Source organism: Streptomyces fulvoviolaceus, from assembly GCF_000718165.1.
Lineage (GTDB): Bacteria > Actinomycetota > Actinomycetes > Streptomycetales > Streptomycetaceae > Streptomyces > Streptomyces fulvoviolaceus.
Map to the genome: position 1 here is coordinate 1 of NZ_JOEY01000226.1, position 240 is coordinate 240.

Below are 240 nucleotides of genomic sequence, written 5' to 3' on the forward strand. Positions count from 1 at the left end.
GACGAAGACCGTACGGCCCTCCACCGTGCCCCAGCCGGTGATCACACCGTCCGAGTACGGCTTCTTGGCCTCCAGACCGAACCCCGTCGCCCGGTGCCGGCGCAACTGCTCGACCTCCCGGAACGAACCCGCATCGAGCAGCAGCTCGATACGCTCCCGCGCGGTCAGCTTGCCCTTGGCATGCTGCGCCTCGGTCGCCCTCTCACTCGGGCCGGCCAGCGCCCGGGCACGAATCTCGTG

1 protein-coding gene is annotated in these 240 nt (G+C 70.0%); it reads right to left on the minus strand.

What is annotated here, in order from left to right; all coding sequences use genetic code 11:
• Positions 1-240, minus strand: a 240-nt coding sequence (locus IG08_RS55550; RefSeq protein ID WP_275937288.1) for a carboxyl transferase domain-containing protein, incomplete at both ends; no start/stop codon positions are given.